The 23,144-nt window shown below is 64.8% G+C and carries 21 protein-coding genes; 15 read left to right on the forward strand and 6 right to left on the reverse strand.

Going from position 1 to position 23,144, the window contains the following annotated elements:
- Positions 1 to 268: 268 nt before the first annotated feature.
- Together ABLE86_RS16640 and ABLE86_RS16645 are read left to right on the forward strand one after the other, a co-directional pair.
- On the forward strand, positions 269 to 478 hold the full coding sequence (locus ABLE86_RS16640; RefSeq protein WP_348780082.1) for a cold-shock protein: 210 nt from the start codon (positions 269 to 271) through the stop codon (positions 476 to 478).
- Between the two features lie 704 nt (positions 479 to 1,182).
- Entirely contained in the window at positions 1,183 to 3,567 is a 2,385-nt protein-coding gene (locus ABLE86_RS16645; RefSeq protein ID WP_348780083.1) for an HAD-IC family P-type ATPase, read from the forward strand.
- Positions 3,568 to 3,569: 2 nt separating this feature from the next.
- Here the strand turns inward: ABLE86_RS16645 and ABLE86_RS16650 are convergent, their stop codons facing one another.
- From ABLE86_RS16650 to ABLE86_RS16660, 3 genes are all read right to left on the reverse strand, one after another.
- A complete protein-coding gene (locus ABLE86_RS16650; RefSeq protein ID WP_348780084.1) occupies positions 3,570 to 3,890 on the reverse strand; it encodes a cytochrome c in 321 nt (106 codons plus the stop codon).
- A 183-nt stretch (positions 3,891 to 4,073) separates the two neighbouring features.
- Positions 4,074 to 4,955: a MurR/RpiR family transcriptional regulator gene (locus ABLE86_RS16655; protein ID WP_348780085.1), complete on the reverse strand. Its 882-nt coding sequence runs from the start codon at positions 4,953 to 4,955 to the stop codon at positions 4,074 to 4,076.
- A 14-nt stretch (positions 4,956 to 4,969) separates the two neighbouring features.
- Entirely contained in the window at positions 4,970 to 5,737 is a 768-nt protein-coding gene (locus ABLE86_RS16660; protein WP_348780086.1) for an HAD hydrolase-like protein, read from the reverse strand.
- A gap of 134 nt (positions 5,738 to 5,871) precedes the next feature.
- Between ABLE86_RS16660 and ABLE86_RS16665 the strand changes: the two genes are divergently transcribed.
- The 6 genes from ABLE86_RS16665 to ABLE86_RS16690 all read left to right on the forward strand — a co-directional run bounded on the left by ABLE86_RS16665 (position 5,872) and on the right by ABLE86_RS16690 (position 12,997).
- On the forward strand, positions 5,872 to 6,741 hold the full coding sequence (locus tag ABLE86_RS16665; RefSeq protein ID WP_348780087.1) for a metallophosphoesterase: 870 nt from the start codon (positions 5,872 to 5,874) through the stop codon (positions 6,739 to 6,741).
- Positions 6,734 to 7,657, forward strand: coding sequence for an ABC transporter permease (locus ABLE86_RS16670; RefSeq protein WP_348780088.1), 924 nt, complete (start codon positions 6,734 to 6,736; stop codon positions 7,655 to 7,657). The genes ABLE86_RS16665 and ABLE86_RS16670 overlap by 8 nt, the downstream gene beginning before the upstream one ends.
- On the forward strand, positions 7,654 to 8,559 hold the full coding sequence (locus tag ABLE86_RS16675; RefSeq protein ID WP_348780089.1) for an ABC transporter permease: 906 nt from the start codon (positions 7,654 to 7,656) through the stop codon (positions 8,557 to 8,559). The genes ABLE86_RS16670 and ABLE86_RS16675 overlap by 4 nt, the downstream gene beginning before the upstream one ends.
- Positions 8,560 to 8,670: 111 nt before the next feature.
- Positions 8,671 to 10,224: an ABC transporter substrate-binding protein gene (locus ABLE86_RS16680; protein ID WP_348780090.1), complete on the forward strand. Its 1,554-nt coding sequence runs from the start codon at positions 8,671 to 8,673 to the stop codon at positions 10,222 to 10,224.
- A 70-nt stretch (positions 10,225 to 10,294) separates the two neighbouring features.
- On the forward strand, positions 10,295 to 12,088 hold the full coding sequence (locus ABLE86_RS16685; protein ID WP_348780091.1) for an ABC transporter ATP-binding protein: 1,794 nt from the start codon (positions 10,295 to 10,297) through the stop codon (positions 12,086 to 12,088).
- 3 nt (positions 12,089 to 12,091) lie between these two features.
- Positions 12,092 to 12,997, forward strand: coding sequence for a CehA/McbA family metallohydrolase (locus ABLE86_RS16690; protein ID WP_348780092.1), 906 nt, complete (start codon positions 12,092 to 12,094; stop codon positions 12,995 to 12,997).
- 120 nt (positions 12,998 to 13,117) lie between these two features.
- On the opposite strand, the gene ABLE86_RS16695 is transcribed toward ABLE86_RS16690, so the two are convergent.
- A complete protein-coding gene (locus tag ABLE86_RS16695) occupies positions 13,118 to 14,275 on the reverse strand; it encodes an FUSC family protein (protein ID WP_348780093.1) in 1,158 nt (385 codons plus the stop codon).
- Entirely contained in the window at positions 14,272 to 14,745 is a 474-nt protein-coding gene (locus ABLE86_RS16700) for a MarR family winged helix-turn-helix transcriptional regulator (RefSeq protein WP_348780094.1), read from the reverse strand. Before ABLE86_RS16700 ends, ABLE86_RS16695 begins: the two co-directional genes overlap by 4 nt.
- Positions 14,746 to 15,036: 291 nt before the next feature.
- Here ABLE86_RS16700 and copC point away from each other — a divergent pair, with 291 nt between their 5' ends.
- The 7 genes from copC (at position 15,037) to ABLE86_RS16735 (ending at position 22,004) form a co-directional block, all read left to right on the forward strand.
- Positions 15,037 to 15,417, forward strand: coding sequence for a copper homeostasis periplasmic binding protein CopC (copC, locus tag ABLE86_RS16705; protein WP_348780095.1), 381 nt, complete (start codon positions 15,037 to 15,039; stop codon positions 15,415 to 15,417).
- A gap of 6 nt (positions 15,418 to 15,423) precedes the next feature.
- On the forward strand, positions 15,424 to 16,299 hold the full coding sequence (gene copD / locus ABLE86_RS16710) for a copper homeostasis membrane protein CopD (protein ID WP_348780096.1): 876 nt from the start codon (positions 15,424 to 15,426) through the stop codon (positions 16,297 to 16,299).
- 151 nt (positions 16,300 to 16,450) lie between these two features.
- Complete coding sequence (locus tag ABLE86_RS16715) at positions 16,451 to 16,990, forward strand: hypothetical protein (protein WP_348780097.1); 540 nt, start codon at positions 16,451 to 16,453, stop codon at positions 16,988 to 16,990.
- An 820-nt stretch (positions 16,991 to 17,810) separates the two neighbouring features.
- Complete coding sequence (locus ABLE86_RS16720; RefSeq protein ID WP_348780098.1) at positions 17,811 to 18,029, forward strand: hypothetical protein; 219 nt, start codon at positions 17,811 to 17,813, stop codon at positions 18,027 to 18,029.
- Positions 18,030 to 18,336: 307 nt separating this feature from the next.
- Positions 18,337 to 18,870, forward strand: a complete 534-nt coding sequence (locus ABLE86_RS16725; RefSeq protein WP_348780183.1) for a (2Fe-2S)-binding protein — start codon at positions 18,337 to 18,339, stop codon at positions 18,868 to 18,870.
- A 3-nt stretch (positions 18,871 to 18,873) separates the two neighbouring features.
- Positions 18,874 to 19,872, forward strand: coding sequence for a xanthine dehydrogenase family protein subunit M (locus ABLE86_RS16730; RefSeq protein WP_348780099.1), 999 nt, complete (start codon positions 18,874 to 18,876; stop codon positions 19,870 to 19,872).
- A complete protein-coding gene (locus tag ABLE86_RS16735; RefSeq protein WP_348780100.1) occupies positions 19,869 to 22,004 on the forward strand; it encodes a xanthine dehydrogenase family protein molybdopterin-binding subunit in 2,136 nt (711 codons plus the stop codon). The genes ABLE86_RS16730 and ABLE86_RS16735 overlap by 4 nt, the downstream gene beginning before the upstream one ends.
- 131 nt (positions 22,005 to 22,135) lie before the next feature.
- Here the strand turns inward: ABLE86_RS16735 and ABLE86_RS16740 are convergent, their stop codons facing one another.
- The gene (locus ABLE86_RS16740; RefSeq protein WP_348780101.1) at positions 22,136 to 22,981 is read right to left on the reverse strand and encodes a transporter substrate-binding domain-containing protein; all 846 of its coding nucleotides are present in this window, start codon (positions 22,979 to 22,981) and stop codon (positions 22,136 to 22,138) included.
- Positions 22,982 to 23,144: the final 163 nt, after the last annotated feature.

The raw sequence follows: 23,144 nt of genomic DNA on the forward strand, positions 1-23,144 counted from the left end.
CCACGGCCGCCGCAGCGCTCCAGCAGGCGCGGCAAAACCCCTATTTGGGCCCACGATATGCCCGAGCGACAGGGCCTATCGAAGAACAAGCTTGAGGGCTGCCTTGTAAGGAACCCAATTGCCGTATACATTGGCCCGATCGATCTTGTTGACGAACTTTGTTTCTGAGCCCCTGAGCTCTACCGATCTTCCTCTCAATTTCGAAGACTACAACGTTTGGCCTTCCGCCAAGCGGGCAAACATCTATGCCGAGTGAAAGGAAATCGTCATGACCATCGGAACGGTAAAGTTCTTCAATTCGACCAAAGGCTTCGGCTTCATCGCCCCGGATGAGGGCGGCGCGGACGTTTTCGTCCATATTTCCGCCGTCGAGCGCGCCGGCATGCACACCATCGTCGAGGGCCAGAAGCTCTCGTTCGATGTGGTGCGCGACCCCCGCAAGGGAAAAAGCGCGGCAGAAAACCTTCAGGCCGCGTAAGTCGGTATCCCCGGTCTTTGACCGCGGATGTACTGGCACCGGCCGACGAGGCGCGAACAGGAAAAGGTCGGGCAATGCCCGGCCTTTTTCATTTGTGGAAGGACGATGGATGAAAAAGATACCTGACGGCATATTCAAGCCGAAGCCGACAACCCGCGAATTCAAGGACGATACAACCACAAGCGCTGCGCGGCAGATCATGGAGGGGGAGAGGCTTGCCCGTGAGGCGAAAACCGAACGGTTGCGGCTGGCCCGTTTGGCGAACGCGGCTGCGGAGCCAGCAGTCGCGAAGCCACGATCAAATCCGGCCAATCGGAAGAGGCCCTGACCTGTTATCGCAGGCCACTCACGACCGCAGCGCAAGCGAGGCGGGACCCGGTGACCGAAATCGCTTGCTTTGTTGTCTGGGAAGTCCCATATGAGGGACATCGGTCGCAGAACGGCCGGGAACCGCTCGCCGAGATACGGTCTCGGGTTTCCCTGTTCAGAGACTGTATTTGCCCTGATTGATGGTGTGTCGACCACGAAGGTACCGGCGGCACATATGTCTCAGGACTGAAGGGGAAGCGGGCATCACGGCCCGCTTTTTTCTTTTTGGCGCGCTATACGCCCGCGAAACTCGCCAGCCCATCGCAATCCGGTCCTGCTCGTTTCGGCCAGACGACGAGCACAAGGAAGGCCGCGCGTGCTAATCTAAGGACGCCATGGCCAAGGACCGTCCATCAGCAGCAGACCCATCCCCTCCCGTAGCAAGCAAAGCTGAAGTCGACGCACACCGAGGCCTCAGCAGCAGCGAGGCCCGCGCCCGGCTGGAGAAGTTCGGTCCGAACGCAATGCCGGAAGCCGACGTGCCGCTGCTTCGCCTGGTCCTTGAAAAGTTCTGGGCGCCTGTTCCATGGATGCTCGAACTGGCGATCCTCCTTCAGCTCCTGCGGGGCAGGTATCTGGAAGCCGCGATCATCTTTGCGCTCCTGCTTTTCAACGCGGTGATCGGGCTGGTTCAGGAAAGACGATCGCAATCGACCCTGGCCGCGCTGAAGTCGCGCCTCGCGCTCAACGCGTCGGTCCGTCGCGACGGTATCTGGAAAATCGTGCCTGCGGTGGAGCTTGTGCCGGGAGACCTGGTGAAGCTCTCGCTCGGCGATGTGGTTGCCGCAGATGTGCGCCTCGTCGGCGGCAACGTGCTGCTCGACCAGTCGATGCTTACCGGCGAGTCGATGCCCGTCGAAGCCGGCGCCGGAAAGGACACCTATGCAAGCTCATTGGTGCGGCGTGGAGAAGCGGAGGGCGAGGTAACCGCCACGGGCGCAAATACCAAGTTCGGGCGCACGGCCGAGCTGGTGCGTACGGCTCATGTGGTGAGCACGCAGCAGAAGGCGGTTCTGCGGGTGGTGCGCAATCTTGCCTTCTTCAACTGCGCCGTTGTCGTGCTGCTGGTTGCCTATGCCTGGCATCTGGACATTCAGCGCGAAGAAACGATCCAACTGGTCCTGACGGCCGTCCTGGCGTCGATCCCGGTCGCGCTGCCGGCAACTTTCACCCTTGCCTCGGCACTCGCCGCGCAGAATCTGGCCAAACGCGGCGTCCTGCTCACCCGCCTGTCCGCCGTCGATGAAGCGGCCACGGTGAATGTCCTGTGTTCAGACAAGACCGGCACGCTTACGCAAAACGCCCTGACGGTCACTGTCGTCCAGCCGATGCCGGGTTTCGACGAGGCGCGTGTCCTGGCACTTGCCGCGCTGGCGAGTTCCGACGGGGGACAGGACCCCGTCGACAAGGCCATTCGCTCGGCAGCTTCCGCCGTGTCAGCTTCGGCAGAGCGGGTGACCGAGTTTGTGCCGTTCGATCCTGCGATCAAGATGTCCCAGGCCACCGTCCGCAACCCGGCAGGCGAAACCTGCCGCGTCGTCAAGGGGGCCTTCGCAGCGGTGCGCGACATAGCGGAGCCCTCCCCGACGGCTGTCGCCGCCTCGGTGAAGCTTGAGCAGCAGGGCCACAGGGTGCTGGCCGTTGCGGCAGGTCCCGCAGGAGCCATGAAACTGATCGGCCTCATCGCGCTCAGCGATCCGCCGCGAGCTGACTCGCCGGCGCTCATTACCGAATTGCGCGATCTCGGCGTGCGAACGGTCATGGTAACCGGCGACGCTCCGGCGACCGCGGCGACGGTTGCCCATAAGGTCGGGATCCATGGCGAGGTCTGCACGTCGGTTCCGATCCCCGACGACATCCGTCCGGAGCAGTTCGCGGTTTTTGCCGGCGTCCTGCCCGAAGACAAATACAGGCTCGTCAAGGCCTTCCAGAAAGGCGGCCATACGATCGGCATGTGCGGCGACGGCGCGAATGACGCGCCGGCGCTGCGGCAGGCGCAGATCGGGATTGCGGTATCGACCGCGACCGACGTTGCCAAATCGGCCGCCGGAATGGTGCTGACCGAGCCTGGTCTCGGCGGCATCGTCGCTGCGGTGAAGGAAGGCCGGCTAACGTTCCAGCGCGTCCTGACCTACACGCTGAACTCGATCATCAAGAAGATCGTGGCGGTGCTGTTCCTGGTGGCCGGGCTCGTCATGACGGGTCACGCGATCCTGACGCCGTCGCTGATGGTCATCGTGATGATCACAGGGGATTTCCTGACGATGGCCTTGACGACCGATACCGTCCGGCCATCGCCGATGCCAAATGCCTGGCACATCGGCAACCTGACGCGGGCCGGCGTGATCCTGGGCTTCTGCCTGCTTGTTTTCTGCACCGCCACGGTGGCCGTAGGAAAACTTGCCTACGGCGCAGACCTTGAGGCTCTCAGGACCCTGGCCTTCGTTTCACTGGTGTTCGGCAGTCAGGCGACCATCTATGCAATTCGCCAGCGCCACCGTCGCTTGTGGGTTTCGCGCCCGAGCATCTGGCTTGTGGTCTCTTCCGCAGCCGACATCACCATCGCTTCTGTCCTAGCCATCTTTGGTTTCGCGATGGCACCCTTGCCTGCCGCCGCTGTAGCCGGGGCTCTTGCCGCCGCCCTGGCCTTCGCCTTCGTGCTCGATCAACTGAAGGTTCCGGTGTTTCGACGCCTCAGGATCATGGAGGCCGGACAATAGCGTCAGTGCAGCGTCTTCAGGAAGGCAATGAGGTCTTGGATCTGATCGGGTTCAAGACGGAATTCCGGCATGCTCGGATGGCCCGTTAGAATTCCCTCCGCGAGCGACTCTTCGAGGCTCTCGACCGGGTAGCGCTTGTGAAGATCGCGAAAGGGCGGGGCCACAGACAGGGGGCTCGGGCCCGCCGGGTCGATCGAATGACATTGAGAGCAATTCTTGCGCGCGAACACCAGGCCGCGTTGTTCGGACGGCGACAGCGCCATCGCCGCATCGATGGCCAAGACGGCAAAAAGGAGCGACAGGCCAAGACGAACCAGTTTCATGCGTCAGTTCCTCCGCTGCTTCGGTCAAGAAACCGCAGCCAGCATGGTACGGACCCGTTCTGGCTGCAAGTGCCTGGGTCGCGTTACGCGATCGGGATAGCGGTCAGATTTGCCGTATGAGCGCTGGGGTGGCTGAATGTCTGCACTGCCGGAACATTCGATGCCGCTCAGCAGCTCGCCGGGCTAGACGCGCTTTGCCGAGAGAACCTCGAAGGTCTTGCCGATGGTGGCGACCGAGCGTTCGTAGTCGGCCAGTGCCAGGCATGCGATCAGCGCGTCGACGATGGCGAGTTGGGCGATGCGGCTCGTCATCGCCTCGGTGCGGAACTGGGTTTCGCGCGCAAGCGTGTTCAGGACGATGTCGACATGGGCCAGCAGCGGCGACTTGCCGAAATTGGTGATGGCGATGGTGGTCGCTCCCGCCTCCTTGGCCAGTCGCGTGGCGGTCAGCGTCTCGACCGTGCTGCCGGAATGGGAAATGGTAATCACCGCCACCGACGGATCGGCCAGCGATGCGGTTATTGCCTGGATGTGGCTATCGACACTCACCCGTGAGGCAATGCCGATGCGCAACAGGCGGTAATTGGTGTCCTCGGCGATGGTGGCCGCACTGCCGATGCCGAACACCTCCACGCGCCGGGCCTTGCGGATGGCTTCTACCGCCCTCGCCAATGCCGCAACGTCCAGCGCCTTCTGGGTGTCCTGCAGCGCCTGAAGGTCGGAGCGGAAGACTTTCTCGATCACCGTCGCCGTATCGTCATCGGGCGCCAGATCTTCGTGGATGAACTGGACCGGTTGCACGAGATCGCGTGCAAGCGAGATCTTGATCTGCTGGAACCCCCGGGCCCCCAGCATCTGGCATAGTCCGATGACGCTGCCCTCGCTCGCTTCGGCCCGTTCGGCGACCTCCGTCACGGACATGTGGACGACTTCGGCGGCGTTATCGCTGATGAAATCGGCAATGCGCCTCGCCGTCGGCGGCAGGCTCGGTCGGATCGCCCGGATCCTGTCGAGCACTCCGGCAAACCCTTGCCCGGCGTCCATTTTTTCGCGAACCGTGACCAACCCTGTTCTCCAGCCTATTCCCGCGCTTCTGCGCGATCCGGCGTCAGCTGGCAACGCGGCGGGAGCACCGCTCTGGCAGTGCGGATCAATCCGCGCTCCACCCGCAGGAACCGCATGCCGATGCGCTGGGATCCGAGCCCGTCCGTCTCCGGATTGTCGCCGATCATGAGGGCGTGGCGGGCGGACACGCCGAGCCGGGCACAGCCCATCTCGAAAAGCGCCGGCTCGGGCTTGCCGATCACACGGTGCGGGATAGGCCCGACGCAGGACAGGATCGCCGCCGCCAGCGCCCCGGTTTCGGGCACCGGCTTGCCATTGGCGCCCGGATGGTTGCGATCGGGCGCCGCCACGAAGAACCGGGCGCCGTCGCTGAGCGCTTCCGCTGCGGCAGCCAGCCGCGCATAGGAGAAATGGCGGTCGCGCGCCACGAGCACGAGATCCGGGCGCGGCGCATCGAGACGCAGCCCCTTGCGGCGGGCATAGGTCCGCAGCGATGCGCTGCCCAGGAGCAGGACGGCGGCTCCGGGATACTCCTCTGCCATGGTGTCGATGGCGGCGGTGCCGGCCAGCAGCAGTTGCTCCTTGTCGACTTCCAGCCCCATGCCGCGCAGGGCGCGGGCCAACTGGCCCGGCGTGTGCTCGGCATTGTTCGACACGATGACGAACCGGCCGCGCACCTGCTCGAGCAGCCATTGCGCGTCGGGAAGCAGGTTGCGGCCCGCAATCAGCGTGCCGTCGAGATCGATGAGATAGCCGTCGGCGTCCAGGTCAAGTTCAGGCAAATCCGAAATCCTCCGTGGCGCTGGAATGGATTGAGAACAGCTCAATGTCAATGAAATTATGACTGAGAACCTTTCATCGTAGTGTCACAGAGTGGCGCTACCCCTGGACCCACGAACTTCCACCGGGGGCCGCCATGAAGATCGCCATCGTCACCGACATCCATCACGGGCCGCAGTCCCACACCAAGAAGCCGGGCTGGAACGGCTTGCCGGTGCTGGAGCGGTTCCTCGAACGGGCAAGGGACGACAATGTCGATCTGGTGCTCGATCTGGGCGACCATATCTCCGACACCAGCCACGAGAACGATTACCGCGTCGCCTCGGAAGTGGCGGCGGTATTCGCCGGCTACGACGGGCCGCGCGTCCACGTGCTGGGCAATCACGACGTCGCCAATCTCTCGATCGAGGACAACGAGGCCATTTACGGCCAGTCCATGCGCAGCCGGGTCGTCGACCTGGGCGAAACGCGGCTGCTGGTGTGGCAGCCGGGCGTCGAGCTCAGCCGTCAGACCGGCTTTCCGGCGGCGGCTCCAGGCCTCGGCTGGCTGGTCAATGCGCTGATGGAGGACGAACGCCCGGCCATCATTGCCACCCATGTGCCGCTGTCCGGCCATTCCCAGATCGGCAACTATTATTTCCAGCGCAGCCCGCTTCATTCGACCTATCCGGATCATGCCCTGGTCCGCCAGGCTGTCGAGGCCACCGGGCGCGCCGCTCTGTGGCTGTCCGGCCACGTGCACTGGAACACCGTGACCAATGTCGGTGGTGTCCAGCATGTCACCATCCAGTCGCTGAGCGAGCGCTTCACCACCATGCCCGAACCGGCCGGCGCCTTCGCCGATCTCGAAATCGCCGACGGCCAATTCTCGATCACTGTCCATGGCGAGGACCCGTTCCACGCCAGGCTGCCGTTCCGCGCCTCGGGCGTGCGGCCCTGGATGCGCCCGCTGGGCTCTCTCGAAGCGCCGTCCGCCGCCTCCGAACTGGAGGCGAGCGGTGCTTGACTATCTGGCCAGACGCATCCTGGGCGCTGCCGCAACCCTGGCTACTGTCGTGGCGGCGGTGTTCTTCGCCACCCGCCTTTCCGGCAACGCGATGGACTACCTGCTGCCGCCCGGCATCGACCTTGAAACCAAGGCGGCAATGGTGGCGCGGTTCGGACTGGACCAGCCGCTGTGGGTGCAGTTCGGCAATTTCATCGGCGGCCTGTTCCAGGGCGACATGGGACTGAGCCTCTATGAGCGTCGCCCGGTGACCGCAATCTATGCCGAGCGACTGCCCAACACGCTGGAACTGTTTGCCTATGCGCTGACGCTGTCTGTGGTCGTCGGGCTGCCGCTCGGCGTCGCCGCAGCATTGCAGCGCAAGAACACCATCGGCTCGGCGATCATGGGGGTGGCCTTCCTTGGCTATGCGACGCCCAATTTCGTGCTCGCCATCGTGATGATCCTGGTGTTCTCGTTCAAGCTGCACTGGCTGCCCAGTTCAGGTTCGGCGACGCCGCTGCATCTTCTGATGCCGGCGATCGTCCTGGCGGCGCCGATGCTTGCCGAGATCATCCGCTTCTCCCGCAATGCCCTTCTGGACGTCATGAGCCAGGACTATCTGCGCACGGCGCGCGCCAAGGGGCTACCCGAGCGCCTGGTCATCGGCAAGCATGCGCTGCGCAACGCCGCCATCCCCGTGGTCACCGTCATCGGCCTGCAAGTCGCCGGCATGGTGGCGCGCTGCGTCCTGGTGGAGGCTGTGTTCGCCACCAAGGGCATTGGCGACCTGGTCGTGTTCGCGGCGATCGGCCGGGACTATCCGGTGCTGCAGTTCGGCGTGATCCTCATCGCCGCGCTGGTGGTCACCGTCTCGCTCATCGTCGATCTGCTCTACGCCCTTATCGATCCCCGCGTGAAGGTGACATCGTCATGACTGATATCGTCTCCGCCGTGCCGCGTCTCGAGCGGCGCCCCGGCCTGCGGCGCACGGGCAGCGTTGCCCGGCTCTGGCACAAGGCTGACTTTTCCACCCGCATCTGCCTGTCGCTGTTCGCCCTGGTGCTCCTGGTCACCATATTCGGACCGATGCTGGCCCCGTTCCATCCGGACGCCCAGACGCTGCTGGCGCGGCTGCGTCCGCCACTCGGGTTCGAGCGCGCCATGCCGGCGCATCCGCTGGGAACCGACCAGCTGGGGCGCGACATCCTTTCGCGCACGCTCCACGGCCTGCAACTGACGATGATCATCGCGCTGATCGGCAGCCTGATCAGCCTGGTGATCGGCGTTACGCTCGGGGTCATCGCGGGCTACGCACCCGGCAAGCTCGGCAGCGCGATCATGGCGCTGGTCGATGTCCAGATCGCCGTACCGTTCACGCTGATCGCCCTCCTCGTCATCGCCATCTTCGGCAATTCCCTGCCGGTGCTGATCGGCGTGATCGGCATGTCGGGGTGGGAAGTCTATGCGCGGATCGTGCGGGCGCAGGTGCTCTCCGTGTCGCGCCAGCCTTTCGTGGAAGCCGCGATCGCCGCCGGGGCCTCGCACAGCCGCATCCTGCTCAAGCATGTGCTGCCCAACGTTGCCTCGCCGATCATCGTGGTTTGGACGATGACCTTCTCGGCGGTGATCCTGCTCGAATCCACGCTGTCCTTCCTCGGCCTCGGGGTACAGCCGCCCACCGCGACGCTCGGCTCGATGGTCGGGCTGGGGCGCGACTATCTCGCCTCGAGCCCCTGGATCGCGGTGGTGCCGTCGCTGGCCATCATGTTCGTTTCGCTCCTGGTGCTGCTGATCGGCGACTGGCTGCGCGACGCGCTCGACGTCAAGCTCAAGTAAACCCCGGCGGCTCCGGCCGCCGGGCTCCCCAAGTTCCACCTATCCAGCCTCGGCCGGGGTCCTCCCTCCCGGCCGGACGGGATGACTCCACCCTAGAACAGGACTCCTGACATGAAATCGAAATTGCTTTTGCTGCTGTCGGCAGCGTTGCTGACGACGACCTCCGCCATGGCCACGGAACTGGTCGTGGCCACGCAGAACCTGCCTGCCTACATCGATCCGGGCAAGGATCACTCCAACTCCGGCTCGCAGGTGCAGGTCAATGCCTTCGACCCGCTTATCCAGAAGGACTACACCAAGGCCACCCCGTCCTTCTCGCCGGGCCTCGCAACCAAGTGGGAGCAGACCTCTCCCACCGAGATGGTGGTCACGCTGCGCGAGGGCGTGAAGTTCCACGACGGCAGCACCATGACTGCCGATGACGTGGTGTTCTCCTTCCAGCGCATCATCGACGAGGTCACGCCGGAATTCGGCTCGATCAAGAAGCAGTTCTTCTCCAACTTCGAGAAGGTCGAGGCCATCGACGCCAAGACCGTGCGCTTCACCACCTTCAAGCCGGAGCCGCTGTTCGAGACCCTTCTCAACGCCCAGCAGGGCTACATCGTCCCGAAGGCCTATGTGATGGGCCTGACCGGTGATCCGCAGGTGGCCGAAGTGTCCGACTACGAGGCCTTCGGCCTGAAGCCGGTCGGCACCGGCCCCTACCGCATCACCTCCTTCCAGCCGGGCGAGACGGTCGTCTACGAGAAGTTCGCCGAGCACTTTGGCGAAGCCGCCCCGCTCGACCGCGTCGAAGTGCGCCGCATCGCCGAAATGGCCACCCGCATGACGGCGCTGGCCAATGGCGAAGTCGACATCATCACCAACGTGCCGCCGGACCAGCTCGCCACCATCGAGTCCAACCCGGCCCTCAAGGTCGAAGGCAATGTCACGCCGCTGTTCCACCTGGTGTTCTTCAATACCGAGAACCCGCGCCTGGCCGACAAGAAGCTGCGCCAGGCGCTGAGCCACGCCATCGACCGCGACCTGCTCAACGAGTCGCTGTGGCTGGGCAAGGCGGTTGTGCCCTCGACCCATACCTATCCGCAGTATGGCGAGCTCTTCATGCCTGAGCTGAAGACCTTCGAGTACGACCTGGAGAAGGCCAAGGCCCTGCTCGCCGAGTCGAACTACGACGGCAAGCCGATCCGCTTCGACACCGACGCGGTCTACTACACCAACGGCCTGCTCGCCGCCCAGGCGATCAAGGAGATGTGGGGCGCCATCGGCGTCGAGCTGAACCTCAACGTCGATCCGAAGTGGACCGGCAACGACGCCGACATGGAAACCCGCAACTGGTCGAACCCGATGTACTTCGCCGACCCGGCCGGTTCCTACGGCACGATGTGGAGCCCGACCGGCGCCCGCATCACCAGCGGTTCGTGGAAGCCGAGCGAAGAGTACACCGCGATGTGGGAGCGCTTCCGCTATTCGACCGACGTCTCGGAGCGCAAGGCCGCGTACGCCGAGATCATGGAATATGTGAAGGAAGAGGCGCCGTTCGTGCTGCTTTACCAGCCATACGAGTCCTACGGCCTGAGCAAGAACGTCGAGTGGAAGCCGCTGCCGGGTCACATCCCCTACGTGCTCGATTTCCGCGCCGGCAACGTCACCGTCACCAAGTGATCCAGCATCGGCCGCCGGCGAGTTCACTCGCCGGCGGCTACCCTTGTCTGCCCTCCCCGAGGAACCTGCCATGACCGCCCCCATGCTGCTCAGCGTCGAGAACCTGCGCATCAGCTTTGCGACCGAGCGCGGCCAGTTCGTTGCCGTCGATGACCTTTCCTTCGCCATTGCGGCGGGCGAATGCGTCGCCATCGTCGGCGAATCCGGCTCGGGAAAGTCGGTGACGGCGATGTCCATTCTCGGCCTGACCGCCTTCAATGGCGGGCACATCGACGGCGGCGCCATCCGCTTCCAGCGCCGCGACGGAACCGGCTGCGACCTGACGCAACTGTCCGAGAAGGCCATGCAACAGCTGCGCGGCGACGAGATCGCGATGGTCTTCCAGGAGCCGATGACCAGCCTCAACCCGGTGTTCACGGTCGGCGAGCAGATCGCCGAGGTCATCCGCCAGCACCGCCGGCTCGATGCCGCCGAGGCCGACCGCAGGGCCGTCGACCTTTTGCGGCGGGTGCGCATTGCGGAGCCTGAGCGGCGGTTCGCACAATATCCTCACGAGCTCTCGGGCGGCATGCGCCAGCGCGTCGTCATCGCCATGGCGCTGGCCTGCGAGCCGCGCCTGCTGATCGCCGACGAGCCGACCACCGCCCTCGACGTGACCATCCAGGCGCAGATCCTCGACCTGCTGCGCGAGCTGACGGCTGAATCGGACATGGCGGTGCTGTTCATCACCCACGACATGGGAGTGGTCGCCGAGACCGCCGACCGCGTGGTGGTGATGCATCGCGGCCGCAAGGTCGAGGAGAACGCCACGGCGGCGTTGTTCGCCTCGCCGGCCGAGCCCTATACACGCAGGCTGCTGGCGGCCGTGCCGCGGCTCGGCAGCATGAAACCGTTCGCCGGGCCGCGCCGCTTCGGCGACGAGACGCCGGATGCAGCGGCGCCGAAGCCGGGCAAGCCGCTGCTGACCGTGCGCGACCTGGTGACCCGCTTTCCGGTTCGCAGCGGTGCGCTCAAGCGCCACGTCGCCAATGTGCATGCCGTCGACAGCGTCTCTTTCGAGCTTGGCAAGGGCGAGACTTTGGCGCTGGTGGGCGAATCCGGCTGCGGCAAATCCACCACGGGCCGCTCGATCCTGCGGCTGGTCGAACCCACTTCGGGTGCGGTCGAGCTCGACGGCGACAACCTGCTCACCCTTGGCAAGGAAAGGCTCCGCGCCAAGCGCCGCGACATGCAGATCATTTTCCAGGATCCCTATGCGGCTCTCAACCCGCGGCTGACCGCCTTCGAGCAGGTGGCCGAGCCGCTCCTCATCCACGGCATAGCAACGGGCTCGGCCCTGCGCGATCGCGTGCTGTCGCTGATCCAGCGCGTGGGCCTGACCGAAGAGCAGATGGAGCGCTATCCGCACGAATTCTCCGGTGGCCAGCGCCAGCGGCTCTGCATCGCTCGGGCGCTGACGCTCTCGCCCAAGATCATCATCGCCGACGAGCCGGTTTCGGAGCTGGACGTCTCGATCCAGGCGCAGGTCGTCAACCTGATGATCGAGCTGCAGGAAGAGCTGGGACTGTCGTACCTCTTCATCTCGCACGACATGGCGGTGGTCGAGCGCGTGAGCCACCGCGTGGCGGTGATGCGCCTGGGGCGGATCGTCGAGATCGGCCCGCGGGCAGCCATCTTCGGCGATCCGCGCCATGAATACACCAGGACGCTGCTGTCGGCGGTTCCCTATCCCGACCCATCCCGGCGCCGCACAGCCGCGCTGCCGGCGACCCGGCTTCCTTCGCCCATCCGGCCGGTCAGCCACGCCTTCGAGGCGCCGGCCTACGACCAGGTAGCGCCCGACCATTTCGTCCTGATGAACTGACGCATGACAGGAGACACCATGCTCGCCACCTTCGCCGCGCCCGGGAAATTCTACCGGGGCAATCTGCACACCCATTCCAACCGCTCGGACGGCGCGCTGGAGCCGCAGGAAGTCTGCCGTCGCTACAAGGAGGCCGGGTACGACTTCCTCTGCCTAACGGACCATTTCCTCGAAAGCTTCGACTTCCCGCTGACCGACACCCGTCCGTTCCGCGACGAAACCTTCACCACCATCATCGGCGCCGAGCTGCACGCGCCCAACACCCATCTGGGCGAGCTCTGGCACATCCTGGCCGTGGGGCTGCCGCTCGACTTTGCCGCCACCGGAGCCGGCGAGACCGGCCCGCAGCTGGCCCGGCGCGCAGCCGAGGCCGGCGCCTTCGTCGGCATTGCGCACCCGCAATGGTACGGGCTCAACACCGAGGACGGGCTGTCGATCGATGCCGCCCATGCGGTGGAGATCTACAACCACACCTGCGAGATGCTGTCGGCGCGCCCCGACGGGGTGGCGATGCTCGACCACCTGCTGACCGAGGGCCGCAAGCTCACCGGCTTTGCCGCCGACGACGCTCACTTCAAGGCCGATGACTGCTTCGGCGGCTGGGTGCAGGTCAAGGCCGAAGAGCTGACGCCCGAAGCCCTGCTCGCGGCACTCAAGGCCGGTCATTATTATGCCAGCCAGGGCCCCGAAATCCTGTCGGCGGTCATCCGCGACGGCAAGCTCCATGTCGAGACCACGCCGGCGCGTTCGATCGTCCTGGCCGGCCGCGCCTCCTTCTCCGAAGTCGTTCACGGCGAGGGCATCACCAGCGCCACGCTGGATCTCTCCAAATTCGCCGGCTCCTGGTTCCGGCTGGTGGTGACGGCAGCGGACGGCAAGCGTGCCTGGAGCCAGCCGGAATATCTGTAGACGGCAGCTGACGGACACCCTTCCAGGGGCAACCAGCCCGAAGCGGGCGGGCGCGGCCCGGAGCGGCTGGGCCGCTTCGGGCCAGTGGTGCGAGGGCCGCGTGTCTGCGCTGGATGGACCTCACGGCCCCTTCCCGGCCCTCCCCCGACCGGCATGATGGCGGGCGAGATGCCGCCTGTCGTCCAGGGTTGAAAAGAGGACGGCGAACACAATGCCCATGCACGCCCCCAACACCGTGTTCAGTATGCGCTCGGGCACCATGTCCGCGCCCGCCATATGAGGCGCGGCCAGGTAGGTCATCAAAAGTGCCATGGGCGTGACGAGAACCTGCCCCAATCCATAGTTGGCCCCAATGATGATTTCAGTCGCAAACTGGAGCACGACCAGAATTGCGATGATGATCCAGACTGATGGATCCTGCGACAGGATCAGCCAGGCCAGCAGGGCACCGACAACCGTGCCCATCATGCGCTGGAGTGCCCGGTTCATGCTGATATGGAGGTGCGCGCCCTGCATCACGGCCAGCGTTCCCATCGCCGCCCAGTCGGGATGATGAATTCCGGCGGCATGGCTGGAAAAGGCCGCGATTGCGCAGCCGAGGCATATGCGCGCCGCCGCGATCAGCCGATGTCGGAACGGCTGCAGTGGCTCGGAGGGAAAGGGACGCTCCGCCGTCTCCCGATGGCGCAGGACTTCCGTCAGCGCGCAGATAGCCCAGGCCAATGCGGCAACGCCGGCGGTGGCGGCGGTGCGCGCCAGGACCTCCTGAAACGAGCCGACCGGCCCCATCGAAGCCCCGACCGCAAACACGAATATCAGTGCTCCTGGCGCTCCGAACTGGCCGGTGACGGTGACAAAGAAGAAGAGGCCGCAAGACAATGCCAGAAGCACGAGCTGGATCGGGACAGGCATTCCCAGCCAGGAGGTCATGGACATGCCGAACACGGCAATGCTCTGCCAGATCGCACAGAAGAACACGATGCGATTGCGACGCCCCGCCGGCGCGAAGCGGCCGAAGAGAGCCACCAGGGCACCCAGGGCAGCAAAGCCGATAAGTTGCGGCCATGGCGAGAGATAGACGAGGGGCAGCGCGATTGCGACCGCGATCGCCGCTTGCAGACCGGCCAGCGACGAGTTGCGCAATGAAGGCTGTGTCGCCAGGGCAAGACTGTCGCGGACGTGGTGCGGCTGGAAAAGATAGCGCGCTGCGTCTATCCGGCGTGTCGCAAGGCGCGCCTCCGGCGCCGATGTGGTGGAGGATTGTTCCGGCCCCTTCATCGCTGCTGCTCCGGTCGCGGCGGTGTTCCCGCGCCGGTCAGGCGCTGCTCGATCCTGTCAAAAAGTTCGAGCATCCCGGCGATTTCGGCATCTGGAATATCAGCCAGAAACTCCTCTTCTCCCCTGGCGAGTTCCCTGCGGATTTCCGCCACGCGCCGCTCGCCCGTGGGAGTGAGGCAGATAAGCCGGGCACGTCCGTCGGTTTCATCGGGGCGGCGTTCGACAAGACCTTGTCGGCACAGGATATCGAGCACACGGACAAGGCTGGAGCCGTCGACGCCGACCAGCAGTGCCAGTTCCTTCTGCGTGATGCCGCCGCCGGTTTCCTGAAGGTGCACGAGCGGCATCCACGTGGCGTCGGTCAGCCCGGCCTGCGCCAGCCGGGCATCCAGCGCCCGCCGCCAGCGCCGGGCGAGCAACGAGAAGCGGATCCCGAAACGGGAACGAGGTGAGGAAGACTGGGAGATCATGCCCCATTGCTAGCGCAATATAGATTGCATTGCAATTCAAATCATATGGAACCGCCTCAATCCGCGCCCTCTCGCCGGCAGTCCAGTCACGCCGCGGGACGGTGAACAGCTCGATCGGCGCCCCGTCCGGATTGCTGGACTTCGACCCAGCTCTGAAATCGTGTCATGTTGCAGCAGTGCCCGAACATCACACAGCAACCGATCCTGGAAAGGTGTCTCGGAACAACACTTCACATGATACGCTCTCGATTGGCATTCCACTCCCGCAAGCATTCCGCAAAGGAGTTCCCCATGCCTGTGTCAAAGTCCTTGTTCCTGCCTTTCGCGTTGGCTTCACTCGCCACAACGTTCTTTGCTGATTACGCCTTTGCCCATGCAAAGCTCGCCTCGGAAACGCCCGCTGCTCATTCCACGGCCAAGCCTGCGCCCGCCGAACTCAGGCTCAAATTCTCCGAAGCCCTTGAGCTGAAGTTCACCGGCGTCAAGGTCATGGGGCCCAGGCAAGATGTGATTGAAACGGGGCCGGCCGTGCTGGACCCAAATGACGATACGACGCTGATAGTGCCCTTCAAGTCGCCGCTTCCTGACGGCAGATACACCGTCGACTGGCACGTGCTGTCAAAGGACGGCCACAAGACCAAGGGCACCTATTGGTTCGAAGCGACGCATTGAGGCCACGTGGACGACATACTCATCCTTTCCCGCGTGCTGCACTATGGATCCGCCCTGCTCCTGTTTGGGATCAGCGCGTTTCAAGGCTGGCTGGCTCCGCAGCACCTGGCGCGTTCGCTCGACGCCGCGCTGGGGCGCGTCGTCTTCGTGGCGTCATTGATTGGCCTTGCAAGCGCTGTTGCATGGCTGCTCATTGCATCTGGCGAAATGGGAGAGGGCTGGAGCGACGTGTGGAACCCGGCCACGTGGTTTGCCGTGCTTACCGAGACCGAGTTCGGCAAGGTCTGGCAGGTCCACCTGCTGCTGGCGGCCGCATTGGTCAGTTTTCTCGCGAGCGGCTGGGGACGTCACTGGCGGTTCATGGCGGTTCTGAGCGCCTTTTACCTTGGCAGCCTGGGCTTTATCGGACACGCCGCGATGCTGGAAGGTGCCGCGGGCCGCGTCAGCCGCGCAAGCCACGTCGTCCATCTTCTTGCCGGTGGGTTCTGGTTGGGCGCGCTTGTCGCTTTGAAGCTATGCCTCGAGAGGTTCGACCAACCCGATCTGGCGTCGGAGATCTCGTCCGCCCTTCAGCGCTTTTCTGGCCTGGGGCACCTTGCCGTCGCGGCGGTCATCGCATCCGGCCTCGTCAATGTGGCGCTCGTGCTCGACCGCTGGCCGACGGACACGTCATCGCCATACCAGCTGCTGCTGCTTTTGAAGATGGCGTTGGTTGCCATGATGGTAGGGCTCGCAATCGTCAACCGTTACGTGCTGGTCCCCAATCTGGAAAACAGCGAGGGCGCCTTGCGGGGCCTGCGGCTATCCACTTTGGTTGAGTTGGCCCTGGGCGTTTGCGTGGTGGCGCTCGTCAGCGTCTTCGGCAACCTTGCGCCGCAGTAACTCGCATTCCCCGGGCCAATCTGGCCCGGCTCACATTGGCAGGAATTGCCCGGATGCGTGCGTTCTGCTATGTTGATCGATGCCCGTCAGGTCGGCCAGGAATGCCGCGCGGGCACCATGCGCAAAAATGAACTCGCTCCGGGAGGATGCCATGAAACGGCTTCTGACGGTCGCTGCCTTATTGGCGGCGGGTAGTTTGATTGCAATGCAGGCCGCAGCAGCCGACGATGCTGCGTTGATCAAGAGCGCTGAATCGGCAGCCCCCGCCGCCGTGGCAGGCGGCGCGGCAGTCTACGCAATGGAGAAAGGCGCGTTGCGCACGGTCCGGGAAGGCACAAACGGCTTCTGGTGCATGCCGGACAACCCCGCATCACCCGGTCCGGATCCGATGTGTGGCGACGCTAACTCGAAGGAATGGCTGATGGCGTTGATGGAGAAGAAGGCCCCTCCGAAGGGCAAGGTCGGCTTCATGTACATGCTGGCCGGCGGCTCTGATGCCAGCAACACCGATCCCTATGCAACCAAGCCCGAGCAGGGCAACGACTGGGTGACGACGGGGCCCCATGTCATGGTCGTCAACGCTATGGACTCGATGCAGGGCTACCCCGCCCAGGCCAAACCGGACACGAGCAAACCCTATGTGATGTGGGCGGGCACGCCCTATGCACATCTCATGATTCCGGTGAAGTAGCGGGCTTGCTGGAGGCTTGCCTAGGGGATCGCCCGGCCGAAACGGTCGTGCGACCCCGGAGGATTGTGCCTGCGCTCCCCTCCGTCCGCCAGACGCGAGGGGATCCGCTGGACCGCCTTTTGCCGGGTACAACTTTCAGTCGCTGAGCCGGAACCTACCTGCGCTTCCGCCACAGGTAGACTGGCCAGAGGAGCACGTGAAGTGCTCGCTGCTCAAGGCCACGAGGCGCGGATACCGACGCGACATATACGCCGGCGACAACCCAGAGCAGAAGCATGATTGCGAAATGCATTTCACCCGGGCGGTTGGAACCCCGCCTTCCGGCAGGGTTGGAGCGCGCGTAGACCGCGGTAGAGCTTGTCAGCGCCGTTACGCGACTGTCCTACCCCCTGATCGATATTACGAGAGCGCCCATGACTGCCGCAGTGGCAATTATCGCGAGGATGGTGATTGTCTGAATGACCCCGATGGTGGCACCTGCTGCCACCACTGCAGCCAACGCGACAGCGGCTATGAAGGCCAACAGAGGCCTCTTTCGGACGAATTCGATCATAAGGCTCGATCCCTTTCTTCTTTTCTCCCCAATCTAACCCCTCGCATTTGAAATGCCATGTCGCGCACCTGCGACATGAGGACTGACCTCGGGCCGGAGTTTGCCCGGCGGCCTCTGGCCATGAGCCAGGCGGCATGACCGCTTCCCCACGCTGCTCGAATTTTGTCCCTGCGCTCAACCCGCTTCACGCTGGCGTGGCCCCGTCAGGAACCCTGTCGATGGCGCTGCGTTATCCCCGCGCTGTTCACCCAGGTGGAGCAAACCGGCATGTGGTTCGGCGCCTTACTGGTCATTTGCGGCGTAGTGCAGCTGGCATGGTCGGCGATCAACCGCGGCCGGCTGAGCGACAGCCACACCGATCCCGTGGCGGGCCGCACGCTGGAGCCGTCGCATCGGGGCCTGCGTTTCCTGGGCCTTGGTCAAACCTGGCCCGGTCTTCTGCTGATCGTGATCGGCGCGATCGTGCTCCTCTCAGGAGCGTTCTGAATCCGGATCAGGCCACCACGCGCTGCTGGCGAATGGATTGCCTCGGCCCGGGTGCCGACCCTAGTCGCGGCGGGTGCGTGCATTAGATCATCGTCATGGGGCGCGTCGGGCCTGCTTCATTCGGATGCGCCATTATGACCGGCGAGTAGAGGCCGGTGCGCCTGCACGGAATGGCCGTGCCTAGACCTGATGGCCAGCTTCCCAGCGCCCAGACCCACGAAGAGGCATATCGATGACTGACCTCACCCGACGAGAGCTGCTGGAAATCGCTGCCGTGACCGGCGGCGCTCTTGTAGGAGGACAACTGATGCCCGGAGCAATCTCTTCAGCCGCCGCCCAAGGCGATGGCGTAGCGCCCGCTCCGCTCGACGTCGTGCTGCGCGTCAACGGAGCCGACCATCGGCTGACCCTGGACCCGCGCACCACGCTGCTGGACGCCCTGCGCGAGCACCTGCATCTCACCGGCTCGAAGAAGGGCTGCGGCCTCGGCCAGTGCGGCGCCTGCACGGTGCTGATGGACGGCAAGCGCTTCAAATCCTGCCTGTCGCTCGCCGCCCTGGTGGAAGGCCGCGAGATCACCACGATCGAAGGCCTCGCCCAAGGGGACGAACTCCATCCGCTGCAGGCCGCCTTCATCGAACGCGATGCGTTCCAGTGCGGCTACTGCACGTCGGGGCAGATCATGGCCGGGGTGGCGTGCATCAACGAGGGCCATGCCGGCTCGCCGGAAGAGATCCGCGAGTGGATGAGCGGCAATATCTGCCGCTGCGGGGCATACGACAATATCGTCGCGGCCATCCAGGATGCGGCTGCCGTCACCGGGTCCACGCAGGGAGGCTGAACGATGTATCCCTTCGCCCTGGAACGTCCGCGCGATCTCAATGCCGCCCTGGCGTTTCGCGCCCAGGCCGGACTCAATGATGCGCCCGTCGAATACATCGCCGGCGGCACGGACATGGTGCAGCTCCTGCAGGAGAACGTGCGCCGGCCGCGGCAGCTGGTCAGCCTCGCCGGCCTGCTGGACAATGGCATCGAACTCGGCCCCCAGGGCCTCAGGCTCGGCGCGGCCGCGACGATGGCCGAGGTCGCGGTTCACGCCGGCGTGGTCGAGCGGTTTCCGCTCATTTCGCAGGCCTTGCTGGCTTCGGCGAGCCCGCAGGTGCGCAACCAGGCGACAATGGGCGGCAACCTCCTGCAGCGCACCCGCTGCCCCTATTTCCGCGATGTCGGCTACGCATCCTGCAACAAGCGCATGCCGGGCTCGGGCTGCGCGGCGTTGGGCGGCGAGAACCGCTGGAACGCCGTGCTGGGCACGAGCGAGAACTGCATCGCGGTCCATCCTTCCGACCTGGCGGTCGCGCTGGCTGCGCTGGATGCAGTGGTGGAGATTGGCGGGCCGGAGGGAGAGCGCTCGATACCGCTTGCCGACCTCCACCGGCTGCCGGGGGACACGCCGCACCTCGAAACCATCCTCGAGCCGGGCGAGGTGATCACCGCCATCACCATCCCGGCCGATGCGGGCGGGCTCCGCTCCCATTACCTGAAGGTCCGCGATCGCGCTTCCTTCGAGTTCGCCGTCGTGTCCGCGGCGGTAGCGCTCGACATGGACGGCAGCGGCATCCGCCAGGCGCGCATCGCTCTTGGCGGTGTCGGGACCAAGCCCTGGCGCGTCCCCCGGGTCGAGGCGGCAATGGCCGGGGCCGTCCTGGAACCGGCCAAGCTTCGTGAGGCCGCCGCGCTCGCTGCCGAAGGCGCCCGGGGATACGGGCATAACGACTTCAAGATCGAGCTCATGCAGCGCGCCATCGTTCGTGCGGTCGAAATCGCGGGAGCACGCACATGAACGTCGCGACCATCGGTCAACCCATCAGCCGGATCGACGGACACAAGAAGGTCACAGGACATGCCACGTATGCCGCCGAATTCGCAGTGCCCGACGAGGCTTATGGCGTCATCGTCAGGAGTACCGTGCCGAAGGGCCGCGTGACCACAATCGACAGTGCCGCAGCCGAAGCGGCTCCCGGCGTCATTGCCGTCCTTACCCATGTCAACGCACCGAAGCTGCCCTATCGTCCGCACAAGGGCTTCACCGACCCCGATGTCGGCGAGCGCCTGCATGTGCTGCAGGACGATCGCATCGATCACCAGGGCCAGCCGGTCGGGCTGGTGGTCGCCGACACGCTGGAACAGGCGGTGCATGCCGCGAGCCTGGTCGATGTCACCTATGCCGCCGAACCTGCGATCGTCGACGTCGCCCGCGTCGATCCGGCCAGGCCCACCGTGCAGAAGACCGACCAGGGCGAGCGGCGTCCCTCGGAGTCCCGGCGCGGCGATGCCCAGCACGCCCTGGCGACCGCCGAGGTTCGTGTCGATCGGACCTACGTGATCCCGCGCGAGAACCACAACCCGATGGAGCTGCACGCGACGATCGCAGCCTGGGACGGCGACCGCCTTACCCTATGGGACAAGTCCCAGTGGGTGAGCAACGTTGCCGAGGAGATCGCCGCGGTATTCGGCATTCCGGCAGGGAACATCCAGGTGATCTCGCCCTTCGTCGGCGGCGCCTTCGGCTCGGCGCTTCGGACATGGCCGCATGTCACGCTCGCGGCACTCGGCGCTCGCGTGGCGGGACGTCCCGTGAAGGTGATGCTGTCGCGGCGCGAGATGTATTATGGCACCGGCTACCGGCCGCACACGGTCCAGCGGGTCGCGCTTGGCGCCTCGCGCGAGGGGCGTCTCACCGCAACCATTCAAGACGCCTGGCAGGAGACCTCGACTTACGAAGAATATTCCGAGGCGCTCACCAGCGCGACGCGCTTCCTCCATTCCTGCCCCAACGTCTACACACGCCACCGCCTCGCGCCGATGAATGTGCACACGCCGACATACATGCGTGCGCCAGGCGAGGTGAGCAACGTCTTCGCGCTCGAATCCGCCATGGACGAACTGGCCGTGGCGCTCGGCATGGACCCGGTGGAGCTGCGCCTGCGCAACGAGCCGGCGCGCGACGAGTTCAAGAACTTGCCGTTCTCCAGCCGCTCGACGCGGGAGTGCTACCGCGTAGCCGCCGAACGCTTCGGCTGGAGCCGGCGCACCTCCGAGCCGCGCTCCATGCGAGACGGGCGGCTGCTGATCGGCTGGGGCATGGCGACCGCGACCTATCCGATGAACTTTGCGCCGGCTTCGGCCATGGCGCGCCTGCTGCCCGACGGCAGCGCCGAAGTCATGAGCGCGGCGAGCGACATGGGGCCAGGCACCTGGACGTCGATGACCCAGGTCGCGGCCGATGCTCTCGGCCTGCCGATCGAACGCGTGAAGTTCATGCTCGGCGACAGCCGCTTCCCCAAGACGCCGCCCCATGGCGGTTCGATGACGATGGCGAGCGTCGGCAGCGCCGTACAGGCCGCCTGTCTCCAGATACGCGAGCAGGCGCTGGCACGCGGCGGATCCAACGACCTCACCGAGGCCATGCAGCGCATTGGCCAGCCCATCGAGGGCACGGCCTCGGCCAAGCCGGGCGCGGATGGCAAGCGGTTCTCCATGCATGCCTTCGGCGCCGTTTTCGCGGAGGTCGCGGTCGATCCGGACCTGGGTGAAACGCGCGTGCGGCGCATCGTCGGTGCCTATGGTGCCGGCCGCATCGTCAACCCGAAAACCACCCACAGCCAGTGCATCGGCGGCATGATCGGCGGCATCGGCATGGCCCTGATGGAGCACTCGGTCGTTGATCCGCGCAACGGCCGCGTTGCGAACGCCAACCTGGCCGAATACGCGGTGCCCGTTCACGCCGACGCGCCGCCCGTGATGGATGTGATCCTCCTGGAGGAGAACGATCCGCACGTGAACCCGCTCGGGGTCAAGGGTGTCGGCGAGATCGCCATTGTGGGCGTCGCATCGGCAATCACCAACGCTGTCTTCCACGCCACCGGCAAGCGCATCCGCGAGCTGCCGGTGACGCCGGACAAATTGCTCTGAAGCGACATGCCGGAGCGGCGCCCTGCTCTCCCCAAACATCAGAGCGCCGCGCTTCCCGGGGGACGCCTGCGCTCTGATGCATATTGGACGAAGCTGGTCAGTGACTCCGGTCAATCACCGACCACCCATTGCTACTGCTTCGGGCTGAGGTCTATCTCGAACCACTTTTCCGAAAACTTCGCCAGCGTGCCGTCTTCACGCATCTCGGCAATTGCCTTATCGAGGATGGCCTTGAGCTCCGGCTCGTCCTTGCGAATGCCCAGGCAGACATTCGTTGCCATGATGCCGCCGACGAGCAGCGGCCCTGTCGTCTTCAGCGCCCCCTGGCTCCTGGCCGCGCGGTCGCGGGCAAACACGACGTTGTCGAACTGGCCGTCAAGGCGCCCGCCTTCCAGGTCCAGTTGCACTTGCTCGGAGGATTTGTAGGTCCGCACCTCGACCACATCGCCGAAGTTCTCCTCGACGAACTGCAACTGGCTGGTGGAGAGCGAGGCACCGAGCGTCATGCCTTTCAGGGGCTGCTTGAGGTCCGCCACGGCCTTCTTGCCTTCTTCGGTGTCGGTCGAAAGGCTTTCGCCAGTATGCGGCAGGTCGGCAATCGGGCTGTCGGCGCCGACGAGGAAGGTGTTGGGCGTGATGACGTAGGGGTCGGAGAAATCGATCACCTTGCGCCGCTCGGGGTTCGGGCCCATGGTCAGCACGACGTCAAACTTTCCGGCCAGCAGCGACGGGATCTGGCTGTCCCAGTCCTGGGCGACGATCTTGCAGTCGAGCTCAGCGCGCTTGCACACTTCCTTGATGACATCGAGGTCGAGGCCCTCAAGCTCGCCGCTGGCGGTGGTCGAGTTGAACGGCGGGAAAGCGCCTTCCACGCCGACGGTTACGGTCTTCCATTCCTTGGCAAGAGCCGTGCCACTGTAGAGCACCGAGAGCGCGGACAAGGCGCAGGCAGCTACGAGAGCGCTTTTTTTGGACATTGTTACCTCATCTTCCTAGACGGTTTCTCACGATCCAGCTTGTCCGCGGTTGGAAACGGATAGCCGGCAATCCTGACTGACCCTAACCTTGTACCTGGCACACCGCGCTGCAAAGCGGAAAGTCGTTCACGTATGTGAACTACATTCAGGAATGTAACCCTCT

The sequence above is a fragment of the Mesorhizobium sp. KR2-14 genome (assembly GCF_040049255.1).
Lineage (GTDB): Bacteria > Pseudomonadota > Alphaproteobacteria > Rhizobiales > Rhizobiaceae > Pseudaminobacter.